This window comes from Kribbella sp. NPDC004138 (genome assembly GCF_053603655.1).
Genome location: NZ_JBSGFZ010000002.1, coordinates 151374 through 166889, shown reverse-complemented (window position 1 = coordinate 166889; position 15516 = coordinate 151374). Strand labels below are relative to the sequence as shown.

Annotated in this window: 26 protein-coding genes; 18 read left to right on the top strand and 8 right to left on the bottom strand. The window is 68.6% G+C overall.

Annotated elements, in window-relative coordinates; translation table 11 throughout:
- Nucleotides 1–13: 13 nt before the first annotated feature.
- The 11 genes from gvpJ to ACWEOO_RS02835 are packed head-to-tail and all read left to right on the top strand — an operon-like array spanning nucleotide 14 to nucleotide 4562.
- Nucleotides 14–490, top strand: coding sequence for a gas vesicle protein GvpJ (gvpJ, locus tag ACWEOO_RS02885; protein WP_452141501.1), 477 nt, complete (start codon nucleotides 14–16; stop codon nucleotides 488–490).
- Nucleotides 491–492: 2 nt separating this feature from the next.
- Complete coding sequence (locus ACWEOO_RS02880) at nucleotides 493–1248, top strand: GvpL/GvpF family gas vesicle protein (RefSeq protein WP_452141500.1); 756 nt, start codon at nucleotides 493–495, stop codon at nucleotides 1246–1248.
- 8 nt (nucleotides 1249–1256) lie between these two features.
- A complete protein-coding gene (locus ACWEOO_RS02875; RefSeq protein ID WP_355697496.1) occupies nucleotides 1257–1484 on the top strand; it encodes a gas vesicle protein GvpG in 228 nt (75 codons plus the stop codon).
- Between the two features lie 6 nt (nucleotides 1485–1490).
- Nucleotides 1491–1946 (top strand): gas vesicle protein GvpO, encoded by a 456-nt coding sequence (gene gvpO, locus ACWEOO_RS02870; RefSeq protein ID WP_452141499.1) that lies wholly within the window; start codon nucleotides 1491–1493, stop codon nucleotides 1944–1946.
- 4 nt (nucleotides 1947–1950) lie between these two features.
- Nucleotides 1951–2292, top strand: coding sequence for a gas vesicle protein (locus ACWEOO_RS02865; protein ID WP_452141498.1), 342 nt, complete (start codon nucleotides 1951–1953; stop codon nucleotides 2290–2292).
- Nucleotides 2285–3046, top strand: a complete 762-nt coding sequence (locus tag ACWEOO_RS02860) for a GvpL/GvpF family gas vesicle protein (protein ID WP_452141497.1) — start codon at nucleotides 2285–2287, stop codon at nucleotides 3044–3046. The genes ACWEOO_RS02865 and ACWEOO_RS02860 overlap by 8 nt, the downstream gene beginning before the upstream one ends.
- Entirely contained in the window at nucleotides 3043–3231 is a 189-nt protein-coding gene (locus tag ACWEOO_RS02855) for a gas vesicle protein (protein WP_452141496.1), read from the top strand. The genes ACWEOO_RS02860 and ACWEOO_RS02855 overlap by 4 nt, the downstream gene beginning before the upstream one ends.
- Nucleotides 3224–3517, top strand: a complete 294-nt coding sequence (locus ACWEOO_RS02850; RefSeq protein ID WP_452141495.1) for a gas vesicle protein K — start codon at nucleotides 3224–3226, stop codon at nucleotides 3515–3517. Before ACWEOO_RS02855 ends, ACWEOO_RS02850 begins: the two co-directional genes overlap by 8 nt.
- A 14-nt stretch (nucleotides 3518–3531) precedes the next feature.
- Nucleotides 3532–3873, top strand: a complete 342-nt coding sequence (locus ACWEOO_RS02845) for a hypothetical protein (RefSeq protein ID WP_452141494.1) — start codon at nucleotides 3532–3534, stop codon at nucleotides 3871–3873.
- A gap of 14 nt (nucleotides 3874–3887) precedes the next feature.
- Nucleotides 3888–4259, top strand: a complete 372-nt coding sequence (locus tag ACWEOO_RS02840) for a phage holin family protein (protein ID WP_452141705.1) — start codon at nucleotides 3888–3890, stop codon at nucleotides 4257–4259.
- Between the two features lie 39 nt (nucleotides 4260–4298).
- Nucleotides 4299–4562, top strand: a complete 264-nt coding sequence (locus ACWEOO_RS02835) for a hypothetical protein (RefSeq protein ID WP_452141493.1) — start codon at nucleotides 4299–4301, stop codon at nucleotides 4560–4562.
- Between the two features lie 66 nt (nucleotides 4563–4628).
- Here ACWEOO_RS02835 and ACWEOO_RS02830 read toward each other — a convergent pair whose 3' ends face one another.
- The gene (locus ACWEOO_RS02830) at nucleotides 4629–5612 is read right to left on the bottom strand and encodes an iron-containing redox enzyme family protein (RefSeq protein ID WP_452141492.1); all 984 of its coding nucleotides are present in this window, start codon (nucleotides 5610–5612) and stop codon (nucleotides 4629–4631) included.
- Nucleotides 5613–5665: 53 nt separating this feature from the next.
- Between ACWEOO_RS02830 and ACWEOO_RS02825 the strand changes: the two genes are divergently transcribed.
- Nucleotides 5666–5863: a CDGSH iron-sulfur domain-containing protein gene (locus ACWEOO_RS02825; RefSeq protein ID WP_363711831.1), complete on the top strand. Its 198-nt coding sequence runs from the start codon at nucleotides 5666–5668 to the stop codon at nucleotides 5861–5863.
- Nucleotides 5864–5866: 3 nt separating this feature from the next.
- Here ACWEOO_RS02825 and ACWEOO_RS02820 read toward each other — a convergent pair whose 3' ends face one another.
- From ACWEOO_RS02820 to ACWEOO_RS02805, 4 genes are all read right to left on the bottom strand, one after another.
- Nucleotides 5867–6946: a carboxylate-amine ligase gene (locus ACWEOO_RS02820; RefSeq protein ID WP_452141491.1), complete on the bottom strand. Its 1080-nt coding sequence runs from the start codon at nucleotides 6944–6946 to the stop codon at nucleotides 5867–5869.
- A gap of 10 nt (nucleotides 6947–6956) precedes the next feature.
- Entirely contained in the window at nucleotides 6957–8459 is a 1503-nt protein-coding gene (locus ACWEOO_RS02815; protein ID WP_452141490.1) for an FAD-dependent oxidoreductase, read from the bottom strand.
- Nucleotides 8460–8534: 75 nt separating this feature from the next.
- Nucleotides 8535–8912, bottom strand: a complete 378-nt coding sequence (locus ACWEOO_RS02810) for a VOC family protein (protein WP_452141489.1) — start codon at nucleotides 8910–8912, stop codon at nucleotides 8535–8537.
- A gap of 48 nt (nucleotides 8913–8960) precedes the next feature.
- Nucleotides 8961–9518: a hemerythrin domain-containing protein gene (locus ACWEOO_RS02805; RefSeq protein WP_452141488.1), complete on the bottom strand. Its 558-nt coding sequence runs from the start codon at nucleotides 9516–9518 to the stop codon at nucleotides 8961–8963.
- 299 nt (nucleotides 9519–9817) lie between these two features.
- Between ACWEOO_RS02805 and ACWEOO_RS02800 the strand changes: the two genes are divergently transcribed.
- The 5 genes from ACWEOO_RS02800 (at nucleotide 9818) to ACWEOO_RS02780 (ending at nucleotide 12692) form a co-directional block, all read left to right on the top strand.
- The gene (locus tag ACWEOO_RS02800) at nucleotides 9818–10663 is read left to right on the top strand and encodes an SDR family NAD(P)-dependent oxidoreductase (protein ID WP_452141487.1); all 846 of its coding nucleotides are present in this window, start codon (nucleotides 9818–9820) and stop codon (nucleotides 10661–10663) included.
- A 483-nt stretch (nucleotides 10664–11146) separates the two neighbouring features.
- Nucleotides 11147–11653 carry a pyridoxamine 5'-phosphate oxidase family protein gene (locus ACWEOO_RS02795; protein WP_452141486.1) on the top strand — a complete coding sequence of 169 codons (507 nt, stop codon included), beginning with the start codon at nucleotides 11147–11149 and terminating at the stop codon, nucleotides 11651–11653.
- Nucleotides 11653–11874: a DUF2945 domain-containing protein gene (locus ACWEOO_RS02790; protein ID WP_452141485.1), complete on the top strand. Its 222-nt coding sequence runs from the start codon at nucleotides 11653–11655 to the stop codon at nucleotides 11872–11874. The genes ACWEOO_RS02795 and ACWEOO_RS02790 overlap by 1 nt, the downstream gene beginning before the upstream one ends.
- Nucleotides 11871–12200 carry a DUF3140 domain-containing protein gene (locus ACWEOO_RS02785; RefSeq protein ID WP_452141484.1) on the top strand — a complete coding sequence of 110 codons (330 nt, stop codon included), beginning with the start codon at nucleotides 11871–11873 and terminating at the stop codon, nucleotides 12198–12200. The genes ACWEOO_RS02790 and ACWEOO_RS02785 overlap by 4 nt, the downstream gene beginning before the upstream one ends.
- A 39-nt stretch (nucleotides 12201–12239) precedes the next feature.
- On the top strand, nucleotides 12240–12692 hold the full coding sequence (locus ACWEOO_RS02780) for an SRPBCC family protein (protein ID WP_363711845.1): 453 nt from the start codon (nucleotides 12240–12242) through the stop codon (nucleotides 12690–12692).
- A 9-nt stretch (nucleotides 12693–12701) separates the two neighbouring features.
- Here ACWEOO_RS02780 and ACWEOO_RS02775 read toward each other — a convergent pair whose 3' ends face one another.
- Entirely contained in the window at nucleotides 12702–13265 is a 564-nt protein-coding gene (locus ACWEOO_RS02775; protein WP_452141483.1) for a hypothetical protein, read from the bottom strand.
- Entirely contained in the window at nucleotides 13249–13422 is a 174-nt protein-coding gene (locus tag ACWEOO_RS02770) for a hypothetical protein (RefSeq protein ID WP_452141482.1), read from the bottom strand. The genes ACWEOO_RS02775 and ACWEOO_RS02770 overlap by 17 nt, the downstream gene beginning before the upstream one ends.
- Nucleotides 13423–14046: 624 nt before the next feature.
- Here ACWEOO_RS02770 and ACWEOO_RS02765 point away from each other — a divergent pair.
- Nucleotides 14047–14871, top strand: a complete 825-nt coding sequence (locus ACWEOO_RS02765; RefSeq protein ID WP_452141481.1) for an aminoglycoside adenylyltransferase domain-containing protein — start codon at nucleotides 14047–14049, stop codon at nucleotides 14869–14871.
- Between the two features lie 241 nt (nucleotides 14872–15112).
- On the opposite strand, the gene ACWEOO_RS02760 is transcribed toward ACWEOO_RS02765, so the two are convergent.
- Nucleotides 15113–15418, bottom strand: a complete 306-nt coding sequence (locus ACWEOO_RS02760; protein ID WP_452141480.1) for an ATP-dependent DNA ligase — start codon at nucleotides 15416–15418, stop codon at nucleotides 15113–15115.
- Nucleotides 15419–15516: the final 98 nt, after the last annotated feature.

The following is a 15516-nucleotide window of genomic DNA, read 5'->3' as shown; positions in this document are numbered from 1 at the left end:
GGAAGGAAGAGACATGACCATCGCGGCCAACGGCCAACGCCGGTCCGGAGGGTATCTGGACCGGCCCGCCCCGAGCAGTCTCGCGGACGTCATCGACAGCATCCTCGACAAAGGGCTCGTCATCGACGCCTACGTGCGGGTCTCGCTGGTGGGTATCGAACTGCTGACGATCGACGCACGCATCGTCATCGCCAGCGTCGACACCTACCTGCACTTCGCGGAGGCCACGAACCGGCTGGACCTGTACGAGAAGAGCAAGGACCTGCCCGAGGTCATCCAGGACATGACCGAGGGCACGGCGCAAGGCAAGACGAAGGGCCTGCTCACCGGCGCCAAGGAAGCGCTGTTCGGCTCGGATTCCGACGAGGACGACCGGCAGCTCGAGCGGGGCGGCGAGGACGAGGAAGGCGAGGAGTACGAGGAGGCGCGCCCGCGTCGCCGTCGTCCCGCCAAGAAGGCCGCGGCCCGTCGCCGGAGGACTGAGGAGTGAGCGTGACGACACCGGGCGACGTCGGCCTGGGGTGCTACGTCTACGGCATCGTGGGCGCGGATCTCGTCGTCCCGCCCGACCTCACGGGCATCGGCGACCAGGTCGTCGGCGTGGCGCCGTACGGCGATGTGGCCGCGGTGATCAGCCTTGTCGACAGCGAGGAAGCACGCGCCGGCCGGGCGGACCTGCTCGCTCACGGCCGGGTGCTCGACACGCTCGCCGGACTCGGCCCGGTGATTCCCGTGCGGTTCGGATCCGTGCTGCAGAACCGGGACGCCGTCACGAGCGAGCTGCTCGAACCCGACCACGAACGCTTCCATGCGATGCTCCAAGAGCTCACAGGGCGCGTGCAGTTCACCCTGCGGGCGCGGTACGACGAGCAGCAGGTGCTGAGCGAGGTCGTCGCGGAGAACGCAGAGATCGCCCGGCTCCGCGAGCTGACCCGTGAGCAACCGGACGAGTCGACGTACGGCGCGCGTGTCAGGCTGGGCGAGCTGGTTTCCCGGGCCCTGGAAGTCAAGAGCACCGAGGACGGGCGCACGCTGCTGGCCGAGCTCGACCGGCACGTGACCGCGCTGAACGTCCGGGAGAGCGCCGGGATCGACAGGCTGCTCGACGTCGCTGTCCTGGTCGAGGAGGCCCGGCGCGCGGAGTTCGAGCGCGCCGTCGAGGGCCTGGCCGAAAGGTTCGCGGGCCGAGCCCGGCTGAAGCTGATCGGCCCGACCGCGCCGTACGACTTCGTGGATGCGGAGGCGTGATGGGCCTGATGACGAACCTGCTGACGTGGCCGCTGGCGCCGGTGCGGGCCACGGTCGCGCTGGCCGAGCAGATTCGCCGGCAGGCCGAGGCCGAGTACTACGATCCGGCCCGGATTCGTCTGCAGCTGGAACAGATCGACGACCTCCGGGAGAGCGGTCAGCTCGACCCGGAGCAGGCCGCGATCTGGGAGGACGAACTGGTGAGCCGGCTCTCCGCACGACGCGAGGAGACCTGAGCTTCGATGGCAACAACCCGGAAGACCACACAGAGCCGGACACCGGCCAAGCGGAGCACCGCCAAGACGAGCACCGCCAAGACGAGCACCGCCAAGACGAGCACCACCAGGAAGAGCGCCGCCGAGAAGGCCGCCGAGAAGAGCGCCGCCCCGCCGCGGGCCGAGCCACAACCCAGGCCGGAGCCCGAGGAACAGACGGAGCGCAAGCCCCGGTCGCTGCGCACGGTGGCGATCTCCGCCGCGCACGAACTCTCGGAGCTGATCGGGCAGAGCCCGGAAGGCATCGTGGCGGTCGAGAAGCGCGACGAGGGCTGGCTGGTCCAGGTCCAGGTCGTCGAGTCGCGCCGGATCCCGGCGACGACCGACATCCTGGCGATCTACGAGGTCGAGGTCGCCGACGACGGTTCGGTCACCGGCTACCGGCGCGCGGACCGCTACGTCCGTGGACGGATCCAGGAGTAGACCGATGAGCGAACCGACGATCTCCGCGCGCCGCGCCGGGATGGACCGTTACGGGTACACCTCGCCGGCGCCGCGTCCGGAGGGCCTGGCCGACATCCTCGAGCGGGTCCTCGACAAAGGCATCATCATCGCCGGTGACATCAGGGTGAACCTCGTCGACGTCGAGCTGCTGACCGTCAAGATCCGGCTGCTCGTGGTGTCGGTGGACAAGGCGATGGAGATGGGCATCGACTGGTGGAAACGCGATCCGATGCTGTCGGCCGAGGCCGCCGACGCCAAGGAGCTGGCCGACGAGAACCGCGAGCTCCGCGCGCGGCTGGAGGAGCTGGAGCGCGATCGTGAGTGAGACCGGAACCTACGTCTACGCCGTGGGGCGCACCATCGACGAGGAGCCGCTGACCGGCCTGGAGGGGGTCGGCGACGCGCCGGTCCGGCTGCTCGGCCACCGGGAGCTGACGGCCGTGGTGAGCAGCGTCGACCTGGCCGAGTTCGGTGAGGCCGCCCTGCGGCGCAATCTCGAGAACCTCAGCTGGGTGGAGAAGACCGCGCGCCGGCACGACGAGATCGTCCGGCGGGCGGCGGCGATCACGACCGCGCTCGCGCCGTTCCGGCTGGTGACGATCTACAAGTCCGACGACGCGGCGCGCGTCCGGCTCGAGGAGCTGTACGGCGACCTGGTCCGCGCGCTCGACCGGGTCGACCGGCGCAGCGAGTGGAGTGTGAAGGCGTTCTGCCGGGTGCGGCCCGGACCGTCCGCGCCCTCGGCGCCGGCGGGTTCCGGCGTCGCCTACCTGGAACGCCGCCGGGCCGAGATCCGGGACCGGCACGAGGCGGCGACCGAGCAGCAACTGCTCGCCGACCAGCTGTTCTGGGACCTGGTTCCCGCGGCCGCGGCGACCCGGCGGCTCTCGGCGCAGGACCAGCGGCTCAGCGGGCGCCGCGAGACGATGGCACTGAACGTCGCGTTCCTCGTCGACGACGACCGCAGTACGGACTTCTTCGAACTCGTGGACGCGACGCGGGCCAGGTACCCGTCGCTGGACGTCGAGGTGAACGGGCCGTGGCCGCCGTACTCGTTCGCGGTACTGGACAAGCCATGACCGTCCAGGCCTCCGCGACGACGGCGGCAGAGCCGAGCCTGGTCGACCTCCTCGACCGGCTGCTCGGCAAGGGTGTCGTGATCACCGGCGACGTCGTGGTGTCCCTGGCCGAGGTCGACCTGGTGCGCATCCAGCTCTCGGCGGTGATCGGCTCGGTCCGTGAGGAGATGGGGATGGATGACTGAACCTGTGCTGCCGCTGGCCGATCGGATCGAGGCCAACGCCGACAACGTCGAACGCGAGCTGCTCAAGCTCGTGCTGACGATCGTCGAGCTGGTCCGCCAGTTGATGGAACGGCAGGCCATCCGCCGGATGGACCAAGGTGACCTCAGCTCGGCACAGGTCGAGGAGCTCGGGCTCGGCCTGATGCGACTCGAGGAGGCTATGACCGCACTGCGCGAGCAGTTCGGTCTGAGCGCGACCGACCTCAACATCGATCTCGGCCCGCTCGGCTCGCTCCTGCCGGAATAGGTCTGGACGTGGTCATGATGAAGGTACTTCGAGGAATCGGTGCGGCACTGATCTGGCTGCTCGCGACGGTCGTGATGATCCTGGCGGCGGTCCTGTGCATCACCCTGGTGCTGTTGCCGCTCGGTCTGCCCCTGATGGCGCTGGGGCTTCGCCTGTACGGGTACGGCGTACAGCTGCTCGTCCCGTCGGCGCCCGAGATGAAGCGCGGGATGCGCAAACGTCTCGGGCTGCGCGCGCACGGCGACCTGTCGGGTGATGCGCAACGGGCGGGCAAGCGGGTCCGCAAACGCGGCAAGAAGGCCGGCCGGAAGCTGCGGAAGAAGACCGGCCGGGTGGCCGGGGCGGTCGGAGGCTGACGATGCAACTCGTGATGAGACTGGTCGTGAACGCGGTGGCGCTGGCCGTCGCCGCTTGGCTGCTCCAGGGCATCACGTTCAGCGGTTCGAGCACGGCGAGCAAGGTGGTCACGCTGATCGTCGTCGCCGCGATTTTCGGCTTGGTGAACGCGCTGATCAAGCCGCTGGCGACCATCCTGTCGCTGCCGTTCATCATCCTGACGCTCGGCCTGCTGATCTTCGTCATCAACGCTTTGATGCTGCTGCTGACGTCGTGGATCAGTGACGTGCTCGACATCCCGTTCAAGGTGGACGGTTTCGGTACGGCGCTGATCGGCGCGCTGATCATCACCGTGGTCAGCTGGCTGATGAACGTCGTACTCCCGGACAGACTCGAGACGAACTGACCGGACAGCGACAGAGATCGTCCGACGGAAGGAGTCACCATGTCCAAGAATTCACTGGGCGACAAACTCGAACGACAGGTCGAGAATCTCAAGACCGGTCTGAAGGACGTCGCACACAAGTTCACCGAGCCCGACCCGGACCCGCACACCGAAGGCACGGCCGCAGCCATCACCCACGCGCGGGTGCGTGGCCGGGAACCGTCGAAGGACGAGCTGTACGCGGACGCGAAGCGCCTCGGCATCAAGGGCCGCTCGAAGATGACGAAGGCCGAACTCGCGAAGGCCGTCGGGCGTACGTCCTGACACGAACGACGGGACTGCCCCGCGCCCGGCAGGCGTGGGTCAGTCCCGGACGGGGGCACGCCTGGATCAGCCGTAGCGGGCGGTTGTGTGGTTCGGGGTGGTCCATTTGGTCAGGAGGTTGTCGGCGAAGAGGTCGTCGAGGGTGATGGCGCAGCGGGCGCCGAAGAGTACGTCGGGGAGTGCCTCGGGGTGTTGGCGGACGTAGCTGCCGCACAGGTCGTGGGCCGCTATCTGTTCGTGGACCGCGTCGGCTTCTACGTGTTCGGTGAAGTAGCGGGCCGCTTCCTCCGAGGCGCCGAGCCGGATGGCGCCGGTCGCGTACTGGCGGTTCGGGAGCGTCGAGGTCATCTCGAGCGCGGCGAGGTGGCCGAGCAGTGCCGCCGTCCATCGGCAGTGGATCGCGAACAGCGACATCACGTTCGACAACGCCAGCGTGACCGCCGGTACGTCGGGGACGTAGCGGCCGTACGTGTCGTCGAGGTCGAGCCAGCGCATCGTCGTACGGAACAGCTCCGAATGCATCCGCTCGGCCCGCCCGCCGCCGTACTCGTCGGCCTCGATCTCGACCAGCGCCGCCTTCGCCGGGCCGTCGAGACGGGCGATGCCGAAGCTGTGCGGATCGGCCTCCTTGAGCTGGTACACGGACCGGTTCAGCACGAACTCGCGGAACTGCTCGCGGGTCGCGTGCCGACGCAGGTACGGCGCGAACCGCGGCCCGTCCGCCTCGTCGATCAAGCCCCGTAGCTGCTCCGCGACCGGCCGCTCGTCCGCCGCGACCCGGCAGGTGGCCTGCAACCAGCCGATCCACGGCCGCTCCGCCCGGCTGCGGAACGCGACGATCGCCGGATCCCATTGCAGCTCGGGATCGACGCCGTCGAAGCCGCGGTACTGCAGCTCGTACGAGACCCAGAGCGCGAGCTGCAGATCGTCGTCGGCGTACGGGAGATCGCGGACGCCGACCTCGGGACCGCCGCCGCTCGCAGTGTCGCCGTGCGTGAGTCTGTCGTTCAGCCAGGCGGTGAGCGGTCCGCGCGGCGGTGGTAGCTGCATACGGGACCGGTACCCGCGGGATAACCGTGGATTCCGGTGGGTACCGCGCTGTCATGACCGAGATCCGTGCCTACCCGGACGGTCCGTTGCTGGTCCGCGGCGAGTTCGAACTCCTGGACGAGAACGGCGATCCGCTGCCGGCCACTCGCCGTACCGTCGCTCTCTGCCGCTGCGGCCGCACCAGCATCCCCCCGCTCTGTGACGGCACGCACACACTGCCGATCAGGAAGCCGCCGCAGCCCTCCGAATGAGGCTCATGGTGTGAAGACCTCCGCCAGCCAGGGCATGAGTTTGTGCGGGCCGAGTGCGCGGAGTTGTTCCACGGGCGGGTCGGCAACCAGTGCCCGTACGTCGTCCAGATCGCTTGGTGCGTAGGGCTCCGCGGCGTCGATGAGGTCGTAGAGGCAACGGCTGGTGGAGCGGGCCGCGCCGGTGCGGAGGTCGAGCAGCTCGCCTCGGACGCCGTGCCGCAGCGCGGCCCATCGGTTCTCCGCGATCCGCCACGTCGGCGCCGGAGGGGGCAGTTCGTCGCGGCGGTACAGGTCGGTGAGCCGGGCGGCGAGCGCGGACACGAACCGGACGATCGCCTCGGTCCGATCCGACGTCGCCTGGACGTCGAGCACGCGCAACTCCAGCGTTCCGTACCGGATGTGCGGTCGCAGCTCCCACCACCACTCCGACTCACGCCCTTGAACAGCCCACTTCAGGTCCTCGGCGAACTGCGTCCACGATGCGATGATCGGCGGCACGCCTTGGCGGGGCAGCTCGGAGGCGATGATCGGCCGGACCGAGCACAGCCCGGTGTCCCGCCCGGCGGCGAACGGTGCCGCGCCCGCAAGTGCGGCCAACTCGGGCAGCAGGTCCCGCAGCGCGTGATAGACGCCCAACGTGCAGTCGGCGTCACCGAAGGCCAGATGGATCTGCAACGAGGACACCAGTTGCCGGCCGATCATCTCGCCGTACCGAGCCTTCAGCCCGTCGGCACGGTCGGTCGGCGCGAGCGCGACCGGAAGGTCGGCCAGGGGATGCACCGCTGCGGCGATCGGGACCACGTCCGCAGCGCAGGCGGCGGCGATCCGCGTGCGACCCCAGCGCAGTTCGCCGACAGCGTCCACGGCGCTCGTGTGCACCGACGTCGCGATCTCCACCTGGCAGGAGGGCAGCTCCTGCTTCACCCTCGGGTCGCCGATCTCCGCCACCACGGCGGCGGCCGGTGCGGGCAGCCAGGTGTCCCGCCGTACCAGCAGGATCTCTTCCTCCAGGCCGATCGTTCCGGCGACGGTACGGTCGAACACCGAGCGGACGCAGTGCGGACCGGCCTCGTCGGCGTGCATCGGAGGCAGCTCACGACTCGGGCTTGGCGAGCGGTTTGGTGGCTGGACCGTCCAGAACCGCGCCGTCGGGTGCGAAGCGGGAGCCGTGACAGTTGCAGTCCCAGGTCGTGTCGCCCTCGTTCCAGCGCAGCGGACAGCCCAGGTGGGTGCAGACCGGTACGACGGTGTGCAGCCGCCCCTCATGGTCCAGGTATGCGCCGACGGTCTTGCCGTCAAGGTCGTACAGGCCTCCTTGACCGACCTCCACGTGATCGAGGCCAGAACCGAGCAGTCGACGGAGGTGGCCGGCGGCGAACTCCTTACCCACCTTCAGGTTGTCCTGCACGAGCTTCGCCACCGACCGCGCGTCGCCGATCCGGCCGGCGTCGAACAGCGCGCTCCACCGGTTGTCGCGATTCAGCACGGTGTCACGAAGGATGCCTGCGGCAACGGTTCCGTTGCTGAGCCCCCACTTGTGCATGCCGGTGGCGACCAAGACCGGTGAGCCCGGCGCCTTTCCGACGTACGGGAGCTGGTCCGGGGTGCTGTAGTCCTCGGCGGACCACCGGTACTCCGGCTGCACCTTCGTGCCCCACAAATCCTCGATCCAGTCGACGAGACCCTGGTACGACGCGTTCGTCTCCTCCTCGGCGCCCGTCTCATGGTCGCCGCCGACCACGATCAGCCCGCTCGGGCCGCCACCCGGCCACGGCCTGGTCGACCGGGTCGGCCCGTCGGCGGAGATCGTCATCGCCGTGGGCGCGTCGACGGGCAGCCGGACGGCGATGCCGTGGGACTGGTTCGGCCGGGTCCGCGCGAAGTACCCGCCCAGCGTTGCGAACGGCAACAGCGTCGCGACGACGGCATGGCGGGCCACGACATGATGCCCGGCTTGGGTCTGCGCTGCGACGCCGTCGCCTTTCGCGTCGACATCGGTCACGCGGGTCTGCTCGAAGATCAGCCCGCCGGCGGCGCTGAACGCGGCCGCCAGACCGCCCAGGTAGCGGGCCGGGTGCAGCATGACCTGATCGTCGAAGCGGACAGCAGCGGTGGCGGTGACCGGGAGTCCCATGTCGGCCGGGTCGGCGGAGTGCGCGGGAAGACCGAGCTCTCGCGCCACCTCTGCCTCGCGGTCCAGGTCGGTGTCACCGGTGGAGTAGACGAACGACGGCCCGCGGCCGAGCTCGCAGTCGATCCCGAGCCGGCGGGTGAGTTCTTCGACATCGTCGACGGCTTCCTGGTTCGCCGTGGCGTACTGCTGAGCAGCGTCACGGCCGTGCCGGTCGAGCAACGCGGCGCAGATCGCGCCGTGCTGGGACGTGACCTTGCCGGTGGTGTTTCCGCTCGTTCGCGCGCCGATCCGCCCGCCTTCGAGCAGGACGACCCCGAGCCCTTCCTGCCGCAGATACAGGGCGGTCGTGAGTCCGATGATGCCGCCGCCCACGACGACGACGTCGGTCTCCTGGTCGGCGTCGAGCGGCTCGTACGTCGGCAGGTCGGCGGTGCCCAGCCAGACCGAGTTCTGAATCGTCATGACCAGCCGGTGCCCGGTTGCGTGGCCGCCAACCGCCCGCCGTACGGGAGGAGGTCAGGGTGCTCGGTGGGGAGGTCAGTAGCCGGGCAGGAACAGGCAGAACAGGTGGCCGCGCGGGTCGCGCATGACCCGTACGCCGCCGGGCTGCGGCTGGTGCGCTTCGAGTCCGGCGCCCAGGCCGAGAGCGCGATCGACCTCCCGCTCGAGGTCGTCGACCTGGATGTCCAGATGGGCCTGCATCTGCTGCGTCCCGGGTCCCTGGGGCCAGACCGGGGGCACATGGTTCGATTCCAGTTGGAAGCTCAAGCCGGGCCGCTCGCTGTCGGGGTGGCGCAAGCGGACCCATTCAGGCTCCCTGCTGACCTCTACCCAACCCAGGAGCTCTTTGTAGAAGTCGGCCAGTCGCTCTGGATCCGGAGTACCGAGGACTGTGGCGGCGAGGTCCGCGCTCATACCGTCACCTCTCGCTGCGTCGAACGTGACACCGAGATCTCCATCGCGTCAGCGATCGGCGTGCTTCTGGACAGTCTTCTCGAGCTCGTCCTTGGACAGACCGGAGGTGCCGGCGATGTCGGCGTTACGGGCCTGCTTGGCCAGCTGTTCCTTCGTCATGTCGCCGGGCTGCTCGCCCAGGTGCTGTTTGCGGCTGGCAGCGAACGCCTCACCGAGCTCCGCCCGGCGCTCGTCGGACAGGTTGGAGCGCATCCCCGGCAGGACCTTGCTCTCCTCCTCCTCGACGTGGTGGGAGACAGCGTCGACGAGATTCTGCAGAACCTTGTCGAAGTCGGCCGAGGTTGGGTCGGTGGCCGCGAGTTTGGCGAGGAGTTGGTCGGCTTCGATGTGTTCCTGCTGGCTGTGCGAGACCTCTTCCTTCTCGCCGGCCTCGGACGCCGCGACGGGATATACCTCGGCCTCTTCGGCGCGACTGTGTGCCGTCAGCAACGTGGTCAGCACGGGCAGCAGAGTGGGACGCTTCTCCGGACTGTCCTTCAACTCGTCGAACAACCGCTCGACCTCGCGGTGATCCTGCATGATCAGATCGACAACGTCGGCGCTCATCACAGCTCCTCCCAGAGACTCGAGATGAACCGATCGGTACCCGGCTCGCCGCGGCGCATGCGCACGAAATCCCGCCTCGTTCACCGCAGGTTTGCGGTCCGGGTACCTGGCTCTTGCGTCAGGGAGATTCAGCTACTGGTGGCGCGGAGCGGGTGAGTGCAGCGAGAAGCGCGCGCCGGGTCTCCTCAGCCCGCGCCACGTCGCACCCCCGCTGCCCCGGCCTCCGGTCTTGCATAGACGTTGCATAGAGCCGCGCGATGCGGGCACCGGCCGATCTCGGATCGACGGAGGGACAGACGATGCGCTCAGTGGTGATCACCGGCGCCGGCAGCGGTATCGGTGCCGCGGCCACGATCGTTCTCGACCGTGAGGGCTGGCGGGTCTTCGCCGGCGTCCACGACGACCGCGAGGCCGCGGTGCTCGACAGGCAGACATCGCAGCGGGTGAGTGTCCATCCGCTCGACGTCGTCAGCCCTGATTCGATCAACGACTTTGCCGGAGCGGTCGATCTGGCGCTCGGCGGGGGCGGGCTGCACGCACTCGTCGACAACGCCGGCAAGGGCGTGCTCGGACCGCTCGAGACACTCCCCATCGCCAGTCTGCGGGATCAGCTCGAGGTCAACGTGCTCGGCCAGGTCGCTGTGACGCAGAAATTCTTGCCGCTGCTCCGGCGTACCAAGGGATCGCGGATCGTCCTGGTCGGGTCGGTCGGCGGCCGCGTGGCGACCGGATTCGCGGGTGCCTACCACGCGTCGAAGTACGCGCTCGAAGCCATCGCCGACGCGTGGCGGCAGGAACTCGGGCCGGACGGCGTCCATGTGGTGCTGGTGGAGCCCGGTTCGCTGGCGACCCCGATCTGGTCGAAGGCGGCGAAGACCCTCGACGCGTTGCCGCCGAGCGCGGTGTACGCCGAGCGGCTGGCCGAGGTGCGAAAGCGCGTGGAGCACCGCGGGAAGGCCAGCACCGGACCAGCGGCCGGCGTTCGGCTGATCCGCCAGGCCGTCACCGCGGATCGTCCGCGGACGCGGTACGCCAACGGCGTCGTCGGAACAGTGTTGCCGAAGGTTCGGCGCCTGGTCCCGGACCGGCTGTTCGACCAACTCGCGCTGCGCGCAACAACAGGTCAGTCAGCCAGCGGTTCGTGACGGCGTCGGTGGTGCGGCCCGGCTTCAGTCCGACGCGGTCATGGCTTGGTTGTGCGTGATCGCGATCTGAGGCGTAGAGCCGCGATCGCCACCAGCGGGACTCCGGCGGCCACGAGCGCCAGCAGCACCAGCGGGGTTCGATCCCAGTCGTTGATGTCACCGTCGGCCGCACCCCGTGGTGAGGCGCTCGGTGACGGCTCCGTGGACGGGCCTGCCAGAGGCCTCGCCGTGGCGCTTGTGGAGTACTGCTGAGCGGACTGCGAGACGCCGCCTGCCGTCCCGGCCGGACCCGCGCAGGCAAGCAACAGACACATGGCCGCGAGCAATCCGAAGTCGAGCCCGTAGCGTCCCCATTGCCTCGGGTGGATCTTCATCACACGCCTGTACCCAACGCCGACCGTGAATAACATTCGCATAAGTTTGCCGCGTACAGCACCCGGACCCGGGGTACCGAGGCGGCGAAGGGACAGGTGATCAGGACACATGGCTGATGACAACGGCTCGGTCGCGACTGTGGCGAAGCTGGTCGAACGGGCGACGATCTGCATGTTCACCACCATGACGCCGGACGGGCAGCACGTTGCGCGGCCGATGGCAGTGCAGGAGGTCGAGTTCGACGGCGATCTGTGGTTCTTCGCGTACGCCGAATCGGCGAAGGTCGGTGAGATCGGCGCGAACCCGCAGGTCAACGTGTCGTTCTCGAACTCCAAGCAGAGCGAGTGGACCTCGATCGCCGGCCACGCCGAGGTGATCGTCGACCGGGCGAAGGCGGAGGAGTTGTGGTCCGCGCCGTTGAAGGCGTGGTTCCCCGACGGGCCGGAGACGGCCGGACTCGTCCTGCTCAAGGTCCACGCCGATGCCGCCGAGTACTGGTCCGGGCCGAGCAGCAAGGTCGTGCGCCTGCTGGGCGCCGCCCGCGCAGCCGTGAGCCGCGACCCGGACAAGTTCCCGGGCGAGAACGACACGGTCGACCTGTCGGGCAACGCCTGATGAGCGAGCAGAAGTTTCACCGGGGCGACGACGTCGAGTGGGACAGCCACGGCGGTACGGCGTACGGCAAGGTCGAACGCGAGATCACCGAACGGACCGAGGCCGGCGGGCGAACGGTCGACGCCTCACCCGACGAACCGCAGTACCTGGTACGCAGCGAGAAGTCCGGCGGTACGGCGGTGCACAAACCGTCCGCGCTCCGTCGCAGGAGATCGAAGTGACCGAGCAGGACGACGTACGGAGCGACTTCCACGACGTCGTGAACATGACGTCGAAACAGCTGGAGAAGTGGCTCGACACGGACGAGTCGAAGCGGGTCGGTCAGAAATCCGGCTCGGACTCGGAGTCGGTCGGGCATCGCAGCGGCCGGCGCATCATCGACCTGCTGAACACCGGGCGGGACGATCTGAGCGACGCGGACTATGCGCACATGCGCAAGGTCGTCGGCTATGTGCATCGGCACCGCAAACAGCGTCCGTCGGGGGATGTGGCGGGCACGGACTGGCGGTACTCGTTGATGAACTGGGGCCACGACCCGACCAAGTAGAACCAACCCTGTAGGACAAACCCTTTGGAGGTAGGACAAATGGGCACCATCACGCAGTCGATCGACGTGGACGTTCCGGTGACGACGGCGTACAACCAGTGGACGCAGTTCGAGTCGTTCCCGCAGTTCATGGAAGGCGTCGAAGAGATCCGGCAGCTGGATGCCACGCACAACCACTGGGTGGTCAAGGTCGGCGGCGCGACCCGCGAGTTCGACGCGACCGTGACCGAGCAGCACGCCGACGAGCGGGTGGCGTGGAAGTCGGACTCCGGTCCGCGGCACGCCGGTGTGGTGACGTTCCACAAGCTGTCCGACACCAGCAGCCGGGTGACCGCCCAGATGGACCTCGACCCCGAGGGCTTCCTGGAGAAGGTCGGCGACAAGGCCGGTGTCGTCGAGGGCCGGGTGAAGGGCGACCTCCAGCGCTTCAAGGAGTTCATCGAGAGCCGCGGCACCGAGACCGGCAGCTGGCGGGGCGACGTACCGCGGTAGTGGCCGCGGTTACCGCTTCTGCCTCGGGCCGGCCGACCGGAACAACCAGGGCCGGACGCGCCCGCTGACGAACGGCAGCACCACCCAGGTGAGCAGCGCGGTCAGCGTGCAGGAGCTGATCGCCAGAAGCGCCGGTTGCGGGAGTCCCGGGGCGATCCAGCAGAGAAGCGTCGCCAGTCCGAGCAGGATCGGATACACCGCGAGCCAGGTCAGCAGGAACGACTTCCAGCGGGGTGACGTGGTCGTCACGGTGAACCAGCTGTGCAGACCGTCGGCGGTGGTGCGCCGTACGTCGGACAACTCGTTGCCGCGGTCAATCAATTCGATCCGCCGCGCGGAGTTCTCCCAGGTGTCGAGGTGGCGGCGCTCGTCGAAGAGATGCACGAGATGGTTCAGCCCCTGATCGTCGTGCAGCCGGACCGAGGCGAGGTGCCCGTCGCTGCCTTTCGCCGCGGCGTCGAGCTCGGCCGCCCAACGGTCGAACTCGGCCTCCCGCCCGGGCCGCACGACCCGCGTCACGACGACCGTCACGCCCTGGGGGCGCACCGCCGGGCCGTCAGTCCGGCGGCTCAACAGGCTGACCTTGACCCGCGTCGGTGACGTCCTGGTCGTCCGGCAGGCGCCGGTCGTCATCAGGATCAGTCGACTCCGGCCCGGGGGAGCGTTGGCCTTCGTCGTGCTCCACCTGGTCGAAGTTCAGTCCGCCCTTGTCGAGTTCGCCGCTCTCCAAGGCGTCATTGACCTCGGTATCGGAGACGGTCCCGTGCTTGTCGTCGAGACCAGGCCGTTCGAACTCCGGTGACTCGCGTGGACCCCCACTATCAGGACCGCTTCGAACCAGCCGCCCCGGGTGGAGGCGCAGTCCGGTGTCCCACCACGCCGGCACTGAAACCTTGAGGCCCGCGGAAGCGGCGCCGGTGAGCCGAGTCAAAGTGCTCCGCGCCGGGCACCGAGATCGATTACCAGGACGAGACCCGGCCTTCGAGCTTGGCTGCACTCGGCCTGGCCGGTGCGGCCCGACGCGAAGTGATCCAGTACGGCTCCGGTACCCAAGGCCAATCCCCAGACCGCGCTCGGATGACGCTCGGCCGCCTTGGGCCTCATGGACCACGACGAGACCCCGGTTCTCGACGCGTTGGCGGAATACCACCGGCGGAACTTCTGCCCACCCGGCCACAGACACCCATTGGTGTTGGAGTTGGTGGCCAATGATTGCTCCCGGCACACCGTGCGGGCGCGACCGAGGATCACATCGCGCGCCGTGCAGCCACCGGCCGCGCCCGGTCGTCCTCGCCAGCATGGTCCTGGTCCTGGCTACGGTGAGCCTTTCCGGCACCCTGACATAGGAGAACTCGTGACCCTCCCAGCCCCTGTCCAGGACCTGTGCGACCGCTTTCTGTTGCTGGCCGAGCAGGAGCTGCCCAAGGGGCTGCTGACCGGGCTCTATCTCCATGGTGGGTTGGTCTTCGGCGAGTGGGCGCCGCGGGAGTCCGACGTCGACTTCGTCGCCACGCTCGCCCACCGGCCGGAGCAGGCGGAGGTGGAGGCGCTGCGAGGCCTCCACGCGCAGATGGTGGCGTACTCCTCGATCCGGTTCGACGGGCCGCACGTGCTCGCCGCCGACCTGGCACGCGATCCGCGCACGCTGCCTCCGGTGCCGGAGATGATCCCCACCAGGAAACTCGAGATTCTTCTCTCGCCGTCGCGGATGATCACGTGGCACGAACTGGCCCAGGCCGGCATCACGGTCACTGGTCCAGAGCTGTCCACTCTTCAGATCTGGACCGACAAGCAGGCGCTGCATGACTACACCGTGGACAACCTCGACACATACTGGCGCAGCAACGCCGAAGGCCTGGCCCGGGCAACCCTCGCCGACCTCCCAACAGACCAGCGCGAACGCGATTATCTGCTCACGCACTGCATCCTCGCCTCCGTGCGTCTGCAGCACCTCTTGGTCACCGGCGAGATGACCGCGAAGTCCCGCGCCGGCCACTGGGCACTGACCCACTACGACGAGCGCTGGCACCGGGTTCTGACCGAGGGCCTACGCCTGCGCGACGCCACCGGCACTTCCGGCTACGCCGACCAGGCCGATCTACTCGCGGACGTCCGAGACTTCCTGGCGCACGTTGTGGAGACCGCCACCGGCAAGCCCGTGGCCCCGACCAACGCCTGATAACCCTCCATCTGGTTCGCCACGGCGAGCCGGCCCGCTCGGTCGCCCTGCGATGTCGCCGAGCGGACAGCAGACGATCGCGGTCGATCTCCAGGCAGTGGGGTTCGCAATCCGAAGTCACTCACGGAGCGTCGTGGGTCCCTCGTGGGCCATCGCGAGAGTCGTCTTGCTGGACGCGGCGAGTTCGATCGCGACCTGCTGGCCAGGGTTGCGCCGGCGCGAGCCCTAACCATGAGGTCCATCAGACACCACTAATCCGGATAAGGCCTCCTCCAGCCGGTTCCAGCGGGCGGGTCCACCGCATCGGGCGTACGTCGACACTGCCGACCGCGAGCACGTCGAACACCACGAGCGACGCGGGTCCTGCGGGTGCGAGGCGGCGTCGTACGGTCGCCACGGTGTTGCCCATTCGCTGTCGCAGCGCGTCGAAGTCGAGGCGGGCGCCGTTCCAGACCACCATCTCGCCGTCGAGAACACAATCCACGCCGATCTGGGTCTGCAGGGCCGCTTGGATGCCGGGGAACTTCGCGGTGAAATCCTTGCGCACCTCACCGCCCTGGCAGCGGCGCCGGCCCGACCAATTGACTGAACTTTCACGCCGGCAACTGCTTCCACCCTCGGAGCAGTCCGCGGCCAGACCTTGCG

Bases quoted from the DNA above. Each gene is read 5' to 3' on its own strand.
- ACWEOO_RS02845 (WP_452141494.1), top strand. From the start codon at position 3,532: ATGATGAAGGTACTTCGAGGAATCGGTGCGGCACTGATCTGGCTGCTC.
- ACWEOO_RS02815 (WP_452141490.1), bottom strand. From the start codon at position 8,459: ATGACGATTCAGAACTCGGTCTGGCTGGGCACCGCCGACCTGCCGACG.
- ACWEOO_RS02780 (WP_363711845.1), top strand. From the start codon at position 12,240: ATGGGCACCATCACGCAGTCGATCGACGTGGACGTTCCGGTGACGACG.
- ACWEOO_RS02820 (WP_452141491.1), bottom strand. From the start codon at position 6,946: ATGCACGCCGACGAGGCCGGTCCGCACTGCGTCCGCTCGGTGTTCGAC.
- ACWEOO_RS02795 (WP_452141486.1), top strand. From the start codon at position 11,147: ATGGCTGATGACAACGGCTCGGTCGCGACTGTGGCGAAGCTGGTCGAA.
- ACWEOO_RS02825 (WP_363711831.1), top strand. From the start codon at position 5,666: ATGACCGAGATCCGTGCCTACCCGGACGGTCCGTTGCTGGTCCGCGGC.
- gvpJ (WP_452141501.1), top strand. From the start codon at position 14: ATGACCATCGCGGCCAACGGCCAACGCCGGTCCGGAGGGTATCTGGAC.
- ACWEOO_RS02835 (WP_452141493.1), top strand. From the start codon at position 4,299: ATGTCCAAGAATTCACTGGGCGACAAACTCGAACGACAGGTCGAGAAT.
- ACWEOO_RS02790 (WP_452141485.1), top strand. From the start codon at position 11,653: ATGAGCGAGCAGAAGTTTCACCGGGGCGACGACGTCGAGTGGGACAGC.
- ACWEOO_RS02875 (WP_355697496.1), top strand. From the start codon at position 1,257: ATGACGAACCTGCTGACGTGGCCGCTGGCGCCGGTGCGGGCCACGGTC.
- ACWEOO_RS02830 (WP_452141492.1), bottom strand. From the start codon at position 5,612: ATGCAGCTACCACCGCCGCGCGGACCGCTCACCGCCTGGCTGAACGAC.
- ACWEOO_RS02850 (WP_452141495.1), top strand. From the start codon at position 3,224: ATGACTGAACCTGTGCTGCCGCTGGCCGATCGGATCGAGGCCAACGCC.
- ACWEOO_RS02805 (WP_452141488.1), bottom strand. From the start codon at position 9,518: ATGAGCGCCGACGTTGTCGATCTGATCATGCAGGATCACCGCGAGGTC.
- ACWEOO_RS02840 (WP_452141705.1), top strand. From the start codon at position 3,888: ATGAGACTGGTCGTGAACGCGGTGGCGCTGGCCGTCGCCGCTTGGCTG.
- gvpO (WP_452141499.1), top strand. From the start codon at position 1,491: ATGGCAACAACCCGGAAGACCACACAGAGCCGGACACCGGCCAAGCGG.
- ACWEOO_RS02855 (WP_452141496.1), top strand. From the start codon at position 3,043: ATGACCGTCCAGGCCTCCGCGACGACGGCGGCAGAGCCGAGCCTGGTC.
- ACWEOO_RS02865 (WP_452141498.1), top strand. From the start codon at position 1,951: ATGAGCGAACCGACGATCTCCGCGCGCCGCGCCGGGATGGACCGTTAC.
- ACWEOO_RS02810 (WP_452141489.1), bottom strand. From the start codon at position 8,912: ATGAGCGCGGACCTCGCCGCCACAGTCCTCGGTACTCCGGATCCAGAG.
- ACWEOO_RS02800 (WP_452141487.1), top strand. From the start codon at position 9,818: ATGCGCTCAGTGGTGATCACCGGCGCCGGCAGCGGTATCGGTGCCGCG.